Raw genomic sequence first — 7,673 nt, 5'->3', positions numbered from 1 at the left:
CATTGGCACCCCGACTTTATCCGGCGTCAGCACGCCTGGCTCTGCGATCCGGCGCTCTGGGGAATAATGACCGATCTGGTGCTGGAGTGCGGCAACCGCCGCCATCAGGGGTTGCTCGATGCCTGGCTGGCGGGGGAGGAGAGCAGGCAGGGGGAGCCGCTGACGCTGGCGCGGCTCTATCCGGTCTGGCTCGACTCCTGCGCCTTTCCCGCCTGGATGGCCCCCGAGTTTCCGGCCCTCTTCGCTGCCCTGCGCCAGAGCAATCTGGCGCGCCCTGCACATATGCGGCTGCGGGTGCATCTCTGCGAGCCCTTATTCGAGTGGCAGGAGATGAGCCCGGAGCGGTGGCAGCAGCACAACAGGGGGCGGGATCAGGCGCTGGCCGACTATCTTCTTGCACTTCCCGCGCGCGGTGTTGTGGTGCTGGCGGGGGCGCGCCATCTGCTCAAAGCTGCAGGGGATCCCCACTTTGCGCAGCCGACCCTGGGCCAGTTGCTGGAGGCGGCACGGCCGGGCTGGCTGCATGTGCTTCACCCCTGGCCAATGGTTGATGAGAAGGAAGATGAGGAAGAGGAGCGGGTGTGCGAGCTGGCCGGTATCACGACTGCCGATCTCTATCCCCACTGGCCGGAGCATCCGCCGCTGGAGACCCTCATCGATCGGTTGGTGCGCGTAGCTGACAGGGGACGGGAGATGCGAATTTGCCCCACCTTGCTGGCCGAGCCCTGGCGCAGCCGCTTGCTGAGTCGCGCTCACCTGCTGCCAGCCGGCATGGCCCGCCAGCTGCAACACTGGCTGGCGTAACTGTTGGTTCGAGTAACCGCGGACTGAAGTAACCGCGGACTGAAGTAACCACGGACTGAAGTAACTCAAGGGGGGCCAGGCTCCCCTTTTCAACATTTGGCATCCTGTCTTCAGCGCTGCAAAGTTGCACCATTTACGGCATACCTTGCCTCTCATCGCCGAAAATTCAGCTCCTTCGTTACTTTAAAGAAGTTTCTACTGGTCTTACCTGAGTAAATTCCTTTGCTTTTTATTTAACAAGGTATTTACATCTAGGTGTCACCAGTATCGGTGGCGCTCACAACGGCAAGGAGCCAGTTATGACCCATGTCGACATCCCTTTCCTTCGTTACCTCGATGCGGAAGGGTGCCCGGTCGCCACCTTACCGACCTGGCTGGACAAGGCGATACTGCACACCTTCTACCGCAATATGGTGATGGTGCGCAGCTATGACAAAAAAGCGATAGCGCTGCAACGAACCGGCAAGCTCGGTACTTTTCCCTCCCATCTCGGTGCAGAAGCCGTGGGGATTGGCATTGGTCTCGCCATGCAGCCGCAGGATGTCTACGTTCCCTACTATCGGGACATGCCCACCCTCTATGTGCGGGGCGTGCCGATGGAGAAAAACCTGCAATATTGGGGCGGTGACGAGCGGGGCAGTTATTTTCTCAAACCCGATGGGACTCCCTCTGAAGATCTCCCCATCTGCGTCCCCATCGCCACCCAGATCACCCACGCCTGCGGTATTGCCTCTGCCTTCAAACTGCGTAATCAACAGCGGGTTGCCGTGGTCACTATCGGCGACGGCGGCACCTCCAAGGGGGATTTTCTGGAGGGGCTCAACTGCGCCGGTGTCTGGCACCTGCCGATGGTGATCATCGTCAACAACAACCAGTGGGCTATCTCGGTGCCGCGCAAGCTGCAATCGAGCGCTCCTACGCTGGCCCAGAAGGGGATTGGTGCAGGGGTGCGCAGCCTGCAGGTGGATGGCAACGATGTGGTGGCGGTCTACGATGCCGCCCGCAGTGCCGTCGAACGGGCCCGCAGCGGCAAGGGGCCGACCCTGATAGAAGCGGTCAGTTATCGCCTCGGCGATCACACCACGGCCGACGATGCCACTCGCTATCGCGATGGGGCCGAGGTCGAGGCCGCCTGGGCGAAAGAGCCGGTCAAGCGGCTGCGCCAGTTTATGCATAGCAAAGGGTGGTGGGATGAAGAGCAGGAGCAGAGCCTGCTGGCGGAAGCCACCCGAGAGGTGGAGCAAGCGGTCGCCCGCTATGAGGCGATGGCACCCCAGCCACCGGAGGCGATGCTCGATTATCACTACGCCAGCTTGCCCGCCGAACTGTTGCCCCAGCGCGAGCGAGTGATAGCCAAGGGGATGAAGCAGGAGGTTGGCCATGAGTGAGATCAGTTTGCTGGAAGCGGTCAACATGGCCCTTCACTACGAGATGGAGCACGACCCGGATGTGGTGGTACTGGGCGAGGATGTGGGAGTCAACGGCGGGGTGTTTCGCGCCACCGTGGGTCTGCGCGACAAGTTCGGTTTCAAGCGGGTGATCGACACGCCGCTGGCTGAGGGGCTGATCGCCGGGGTGGCGGTCGGCATGGCGACCCAGGGACTCAAGCCGGTGGCCGAGTTCCAGTTTCAGGGCTTCATCTTCCCCGGGATGGAGCAGATCATCTGTCAGGCGGCGCGGATGCGAAACCGCACCCGTGGCCGTCTCTCCTGCCCCCTCGTCTATCGCTCCCCGTATGGAGCAGGCATTCACTCGCCGGAACATCACAGCGAGAGTGTCGAGGCGCTGTTTGCCCATATTCCCGGGCTACGGGTAGTGATCCCCTCCAGCCCGAGACGCGCCTATGGCCTGCTGCTCTCGGCCATCCGCGATCCGGATCCCGTGATGTTTTTCGAACCGGACCGCATCTATCGCTCAATGAAATCCGAGGTGGTGGATGATGGTGTCGGCTTGCCGCTGGATGTCTGTTTCACCCTGCGCCCAGGCCGGGATATCACGGTAGTGGCCTGGGGAGCCTGCATTCAGGAGGTGATGCGGGCGGCGAACCTGCTGGCCGAGCAGGATATCCAGTGCGAGGTGCTGGATCTGGCCACCATCAAGCCGCTGGATATGGAGACCATCCTCACCTCGGTGCGCAAGACCGGCCGTTTGTTGGTGGTGCATGAGGCGTGTGGCAGCTTCGGGGTCGGGGCCGAAATTGTGGCGCGGGTGACCGAGCAGGCACTTCCCAGCCTCAAGGCGCCGCCCAAGCGGCTGACCGGCGTGGATGCAGCCGTGCCCTACTATCGCAACGAAGCATATTACCTCATCACCGAGCAGGATATCGCCGATGCCGCTCATCAGCTGATGGAGAACCAGTGGCTATGAAATTTTTCAAATTACCGGATCTGGGTGAAGGGTTGGCCGAAGCCGAGATCGTCGAATGGAAGGTGAGTGCCGGTGATACCGTCGAGGTCGATCAGGTGCTGTTGTCGGTGGAAACGGCCAAGGCGCTGGTGGATGTGCCCTCTCCGGTGGCCGGGGTGATCGCCCGTCTCTGCGGCGCCGAAGGGGATATCCTCCATATCGGTGCGCCACTGGTGGAATTCGAGGGGGGTGAGGATGATGGCACCGTGGTGGGCAAGGTGAGTGCCCATCAGCAGCATATCGAGGATCACTTCGTGGTGGGGGCCATTGCCCCGGGTGGCTCGCTGGTACAAGCCATGCCAGCGGTGCGACTGCTGGCACAAAAACTGGGTCTGGATATCGAACGGATCAAGGGAAGTGGCAGTGGCGGTATGGTGACCGAGCTGGATGTGCAGCAGGCGTTCGAGGCTCAGCAAAGCAGTGGCAACGAGTTTCTCAAAGGGTCACGGCGGGCCATGGCCAAGGCGATGGAGCTCTCTCATCAGACGGTAGTGCCGGTCAGCATCACCGACGAGGTGGATTTGCGTCACTGGCGCCCTGATGAGGATGTAACGGTACGCCTGATCAAGGCCATTGGCGTGGCTTGCCGCGCCGAGCCCTCGATGAATGCCTGGTTTGATGGTGAAACCCTGTCAAGACGGCTGTTCAAAGAGGTCAATGTGGCCATCGCGGTGGATTCCAAACATGGCCTCTATGTGCCGGTGATGGAGAATGTGGCCGAGCGGGAGGGGGCCGATCTGCGGCAGGGATTGGATCGGATGATCGCCGATGTGAAGGCGCGCGCCGTGCCCCGCGAGATGTTGCAGGGGGCGACCATTACGCTCACCAACTTCGGCGCCATCGCGGGTCGCTACGCCAGCCCTATCGTGACGCCGCCGCAGGTGGCCATCATAGGGGCGGGCAAGTTGTTTGAAAAAGTGGTATTCATCCACGGTGAAGCGCGTCCCGTCAGGGCATTGCCGCTGTCGATGACATTTGACCACAGAGCCTGTACTGGCGGGGAGGCGGCTCGTTTTCTCAGAGCGCTGGTCGAAGCGTTGGAAGCAGCCACCTTATAACGGATTGTGCCCTGTCATTGGCAGGGCACAAATTTGTTTGCGTAATCTACAAAGCCACGTATAATCCAAACCAGCTTGAAAGGGCGATAGTTATGTCAATGAATACGATGTTTCACATCTTGTCCTGTTGTTCATAAGTTAATCCCGTTTTTTGAGCTTTACCCGCTGAAAAGCATAAGTAATTATTTTGAATACAGGTTTAAAAGATATGTCTAACATGATCACCGGTACCGTTAAGTTTTTCAACGAAACCAAAGGTTTTGGCTTCATCCAGCAAGAAAACGGCCCGGACGTTTTCGTTCACTTCAGCGCCATTCAAGGTAACGGTTTCCGTACCCTGGCTGAAGGTCAGCGCGTACAGTTCTCTGTGACCCAAGGTCAGAAAGGCCCGCAGGCTGAGAACGTAACCGCTCTGTAATTCTTACAGAATTTAAGAAAGCCGTGGTACCTCTGGTGCCACGGCTTTTTGTTTATCTGGCTTCTGCTACTGACTCCCATGTGCTGAATCATGCTGCTATCGCTCCTGCTTGCTGCCACCTTGACTCCGACCTCCGATGCGCCGGTACCGGTTCAATCCGCGATGGAAGCGCAGGTGATCTGCCAGCAATTTGTCCAGGTCCGGATGGGCACTGCACAGCAACCCGATGAGGTGAATGCGCGACTTGTGCCTGAAAGGGAGGGGGAGTGGCTGGTGGATGGCAAAGTAAAAGGACCCGAAGGTCCTTTGCTGTTTGCCTGTCATCTTCACCAAGGGGAGCGCTGGGAGCTACTCAATTTTTCGCTCTGGGCACCACAGCCGGTCAAAGCGGTTTGAGTGCGACCAACAGATGTTGCAGGTGTTCAACCATGGTCATGCCAAACGGGGTGAGATAGCCGCCATCTTCTGCGCTGATGAGCCCCTGTTGATGCAGACGGGCTGCCGCCTGGCACAACTCTTCAGACATATCGCTGCGTAATTTAATCCCCAGGCTCATGTTGGCCGGATCAAAGCATGCCAGTATTTTCAAATCGTTCACGAATTCGTTAGAAACCTGGTCGATCCCAATCATGGATTTACTCCTTACGCTAAAGATGTATGCAAACTAGCATCCCCGGATCCACTTTAGTGGGCGCTGGCTCAAATTATTGATCTTTGGCTGGATGCTGCGTTTCAAATGCTGTTTTTTTCGGCGTAATCAGATGGTTGGCTGACAGCTTCGCCAAGGGCCGAGCCGGACCAAACGTGGTAGGATAGGGCACTTCTTTATATCGGACGGTCTATTGGTGGCTGTCCGCCCTGTTCAAGGTATCGCTCATGGTCAAGATCACTCTGGTATCCCTGCTGCATTCACTTTGTACCCGCTTTCCGGTTTACCCCGCTGCTTCGTTGACGTCCCTGTTGGATGCCCATCAGGGCGAGGTGTGGTTACCTGCACGCAAGGGGGCCGACATTGCGCTGTTACGCAAGCATGCTAAGGGGGCTCATGAGCTGGCGTCACTCGATGCGGGCTGGTGTGATTTTGCCGCCAGCGACAGCGGTGATACACCCGAGCTGGATGCACTGGCCAACTACGACAGCGAGATGATGGATAACCTGCTGATGTACTGGCACACCGCCGCCAAGATCAACAGCCCGATCACCGATAACCTGTTCGAGCTGCGTCGCGAAGTGGTGGATGAGGCCCACGGTGCCAAACTCGCTGCCGCCTGGGAGCAGCAACAACAGCTGCGTTTTGAGCAGCTGATGGCGATGGCGGCCAATGGCCGAGATCTGCTCTGCTTTGTCGAGGTGGAGTCCGCCTACTGGCTGCGGCAAAAGCTGAGCGAGCAGCCTGATGTGGAGCTGATCACCCCTGCGCTGTAAAAGGGGCAATATGATGGCTGGCGGTCTCGTTATCGAGGAGGCTGCTCTATCCTTATTTGCGTCATTGTCCTCCCCACCCGGTGCCAAGGGGCTGCAAGCTGGACAAGCTGACGACAAGATGTGAACATGGCGCCCTTTATCGAGAGAGAGACTTGGCCAATGAGCTATGAACTGAGCGACACCGAGCGCAATGCCGCGCTGCAACTGAACGCTGATTACCGTTACGATCACTTCATCAGCAAGCTGGTCGAGCATGAAGAGCTGTTCGTCCTGACTGACGAGCATGGCGTCATGATGCTGACCACCGACGATGAAGATTGCATCCCGGTATGGCCGCACCCGGAGTACGCCAAGGCGTGGGCCGAAGGTGAGTGGGCCGATTGCAAGCCGCAGTCCATCACCCTCAAGGTGTGGCTGGAGCGCTGGGTTGACGGTATGGAGCAGGACGAGCTGTGTGTTGCCGTGTTCCCGACCCCGGATCAGGAAGGCATCGTACTGGAGCCGGCTGACGTGGCTGACGCCATTGCCGAGAAGCAGGCCAAACGCGGCTGATCACCGCTCGATTCGCAACACCGGTTGCCAACAAAGACCCCGCTATCTGGCGGGGTCTTTGTTTTAGGTCTGTTTGCCAAATGAGTTGTGGCTATCAGGGCTGGCGATAGGTGGTGTCGATGATGGGCGCGGCCGGGAAGGTCTTGCCGCTCTTGATGGCTGCCCTGGCCTCGGATTTTAGCTCTTCATCGATCCACAGCAGACCGCCATAGCTGTAACCGCTGTTGTCGCCCCCAAGAGGCCAGTAAAGCTGCTCGCTCTTGGGTGTTGCAGGTACTTTTGGCAGTTTTATCCAGCGCCAGGCTCCTTCCCGGGTGTAGGGCACCTGATAGGCAGGGACGAAGCTCGCCAGCTCATAGAGCCGCTGCTGGATTTGCCGTGACAGGGCCGCCTTTTTGGCAAAGTCGAACTCCTTGTCATACTGCTCCACCAAGGCTGTGATGGCGTCATCATCGATGTTCATGATGTTGTTGGTCTGGGGCTTGTTGGCGTTGATCTTGTGGAAGAACTCCCAATAGGCGGGATAGCGGCTACCCGCCCAGGCCATCCAGGCGCTCTGGTGCTTTTTCTCCAACATCGATTTGAAACCGGCCGAGGCATCCATCAGGTTGAGCTCCAGATTAAGCCCCGCCTTCTTGGCCTCTTCCCGCAACAGCGTGAGCCGCTGGGCGTGCTCTGCTGTGGTGTAGGTGATGGCGAGGGTCAGTGACTGCCCCTTGTCGTTTTGCAAAATCCCCTGTGGCCCCACTTTGTTAAAGCCTGCCTTGGCAAAGTATTCCCGTGCCAGTTTGGGATCGAACGGACGGGCCTTGATCTCGCTGTTGGTAAACTCACCCTGACCTGAGCCATAACTGTTGAGTCGCTGGTAATCCCCCCGCAGCAGGGTGGTGAGCATCTTGTCGAGGTTGAGGGCATGCTGGATCCCGAGCCGCACATCGAGATTATTCAGCAGCGGATCGGCGGTGTTGAGATAGAGCCCCATTGGCGATTGCGGGGTCTGGTTGTAGAAC

10 protein-coding genes are annotated in these 7,673 nt (G+C 58.6%); 8 read left to right on the top strand and 2 right to left on the bottom strand.

What is annotated here, in order from left to right; genetic code table 11:
- The 6 genes from DBR30_RS20935 to DBR30_RS20910 all read left to right on the top strand — a co-directional run.
- A partial coding sequence (locus DBR30_RS20935) for a hypothetical protein (protein ID WP_108588509.1) occupies positions 1-804 on the top strand: 804 nt, incomplete at its 5' end.
- Between the two features lie 299 nt (positions 805-1,103).
- Positions 1,104-2,192 (top strand): pyruvate dehydrogenase (acetyl-transferring) E1 component subunit alpha, encoded by a 1,089-nt coding sequence (gene pdhA / locus DBR30_RS20930; protein ID WP_108588508.1) that lies wholly within the window; start codon positions 1,104-1,106, stop codon positions 2,190-2,192.
- Positions 2,185-3,171 carry an alpha-ketoacid dehydrogenase subunit beta gene (locus tag DBR30_RS20925; RefSeq protein WP_021231077.1) on the top strand — a complete coding sequence of 329 codons (987 nt, stop codon included), beginning with the start codon at positions 2,185-2,187 and terminating at the stop codon, positions 3,169-3,171. The genes pdhA and DBR30_RS20925 overlap by 8 nt, the downstream gene beginning before the upstream one ends.
- Positions 3,168-4,268: a dihydrolipoamide acetyltransferase family protein gene (locus tag DBR30_RS20920; RefSeq protein WP_108540231.1), complete on the top strand. Its 1,101-nt coding sequence runs from the start codon at positions 3,168-3,170 to the stop codon at positions 4,266-4,268. Before DBR30_RS20925 ends, DBR30_RS20920 begins: the two co-directional genes overlap by 4 nt.
- A gap of 208 nt (positions 4,269-4,476) precedes the next feature.
- Positions 4,477-4,686: a cold-shock protein gene (locus tag DBR30_RS20915; protein ID WP_005302803.1), complete on the top strand. Its 210-nt coding sequence runs from the start codon at positions 4,477-4,479 to the stop codon at positions 4,684-4,686.
- Positions 4,687-4,776: 90 nt separating this feature from the next.
- Positions 4,777-5,082 carry a hypothetical protein gene (locus DBR30_RS20910; protein ID WP_108540234.1) on the top strand — a complete coding sequence of 102 codons (306 nt, stop codon included), beginning with the start codon at positions 4,777-4,779 and terminating at the stop codon, positions 5,080-5,082.
- On the opposite strand, the gene DBR30_RS20905 is transcribed toward DBR30_RS20910, so the two are convergent.
- On the bottom strand, positions 5,069-5,317 hold the full coding sequence (locus DBR30_RS20905) for a TIGR02647 family protein (protein ID WP_005334209.1): 249 nt from the start codon (positions 5,315-5,317) through the stop codon (positions 5,069-5,071). The genes DBR30_RS20910 and DBR30_RS20905 overlap by 14 nt on opposite strands.
- A gap of 245 nt (positions 5,318-5,562) precedes the next feature.
- Between DBR30_RS20905 and DBR30_RS20900 the strand changes: the two genes are divergently transcribed.
- Together DBR30_RS20900 and DBR30_RS20895 are read left to right on the top strand one after the other, a co-directional pair.
- Positions 5,563-6,111, top strand: a complete 549-nt coding sequence (locus tag DBR30_RS20900) for a hypothetical protein (protein WP_108540237.1) — start codon at positions 5,563-5,565, stop codon at positions 6,109-6,111.
- 159 nt (positions 6,112-6,270) lie between these two features.
- The gene (locus tag DBR30_RS20895; RefSeq protein WP_005334204.1) at positions 6,271-6,663 is read left to right on the top strand and encodes a DUF2750 domain-containing protein; all 393 of its coding nucleotides are present in this window, start codon (positions 6,271-6,273) and stop codon (positions 6,661-6,663) included.
- Positions 6,664-6,757: 94 nt separating this feature from the next.
- On the opposite strand, the gene DBR30_RS22740 is transcribed toward DBR30_RS20895, so the two are convergent.
- Positions 6,758-7,673 (bottom strand): ABC transporter substrate-binding protein (locus DBR30_RS22740; RefSeq protein WP_258224535.1); only part of this gene is annotated, 916 nt, incomplete at its 5' end.

The organism is Aeromonas sp. HMWF017, assembly GCF_003061465.1.
GTDB lineage: Bacteria > Pseudomonadota > Gammaproteobacteria > Enterobacterales > Aeromonadaceae > Aeromonas > Aeromonas veronii.
The sequence above is the reverse complement of the archived record's forward strand: the minus strand, read 5'-3'. Positions and strand labels throughout refer to the sequence as shown.

What these genes read in the sequence shown, in the direction of transcription:
- pdhA (WP_108588508.1), top strand. Translation starts at nt 1,104, where the DNA reads ATGACCCATGTCGACATCCCTTTCCTTCGTTACCTCGATGCGGAAGGG.
- DBR30_RS20925 (WP_021231077.1), top strand. Translation starts at nt 2,185, where the DNA reads ATGAGTGAGATCAGTTTGCTGGAAGCGGTCAACATGGCCCTTCACTAC.
- DBR30_RS20920 (WP_108540231.1), top strand. Translation starts at nt 3,168, where the DNA reads ATGAAATTTTTCAAATTACCGGATCTGGGTGAAGGGTTGGCCGAAGCC.
- DBR30_RS20915 (WP_005302803.1), top strand. Translation starts at nt 4,477, where the DNA reads ATGTCTAACATGATCACCGGTACCGTTAAGTTTTTCAACGAAACCAAA.
- DBR30_RS20910 (WP_108540234.1), top strand. Translation starts at nt 4,777, where the DNA reads ATGCTGCTATCGCTCCTGCTTGCTGCCACCTTGACTCCGACCTCCGAT.
- DBR30_RS20905 (WP_005334209.1), bottom strand. Translation starts at nt 5,317, where the DNA reads ATGATTGGGATCGACCAGGTTTCTAACGAATTCGTGAACGATTTGAAA.
- DBR30_RS20900 (WP_108540237.1), top strand. Translation starts at nt 5,563, where the DNA reads ATGGTCAAGATCACTCTGGTATCCCTGCTGCATTCACTTTGTACCCGC.
- DBR30_RS20895 (WP_005334204.1), top strand. Translation starts at nt 6,271, where the DNA reads ATGAGCTATGAACTGAGCGACACCGAGCGCAATGCCGCGCTGCAACTG.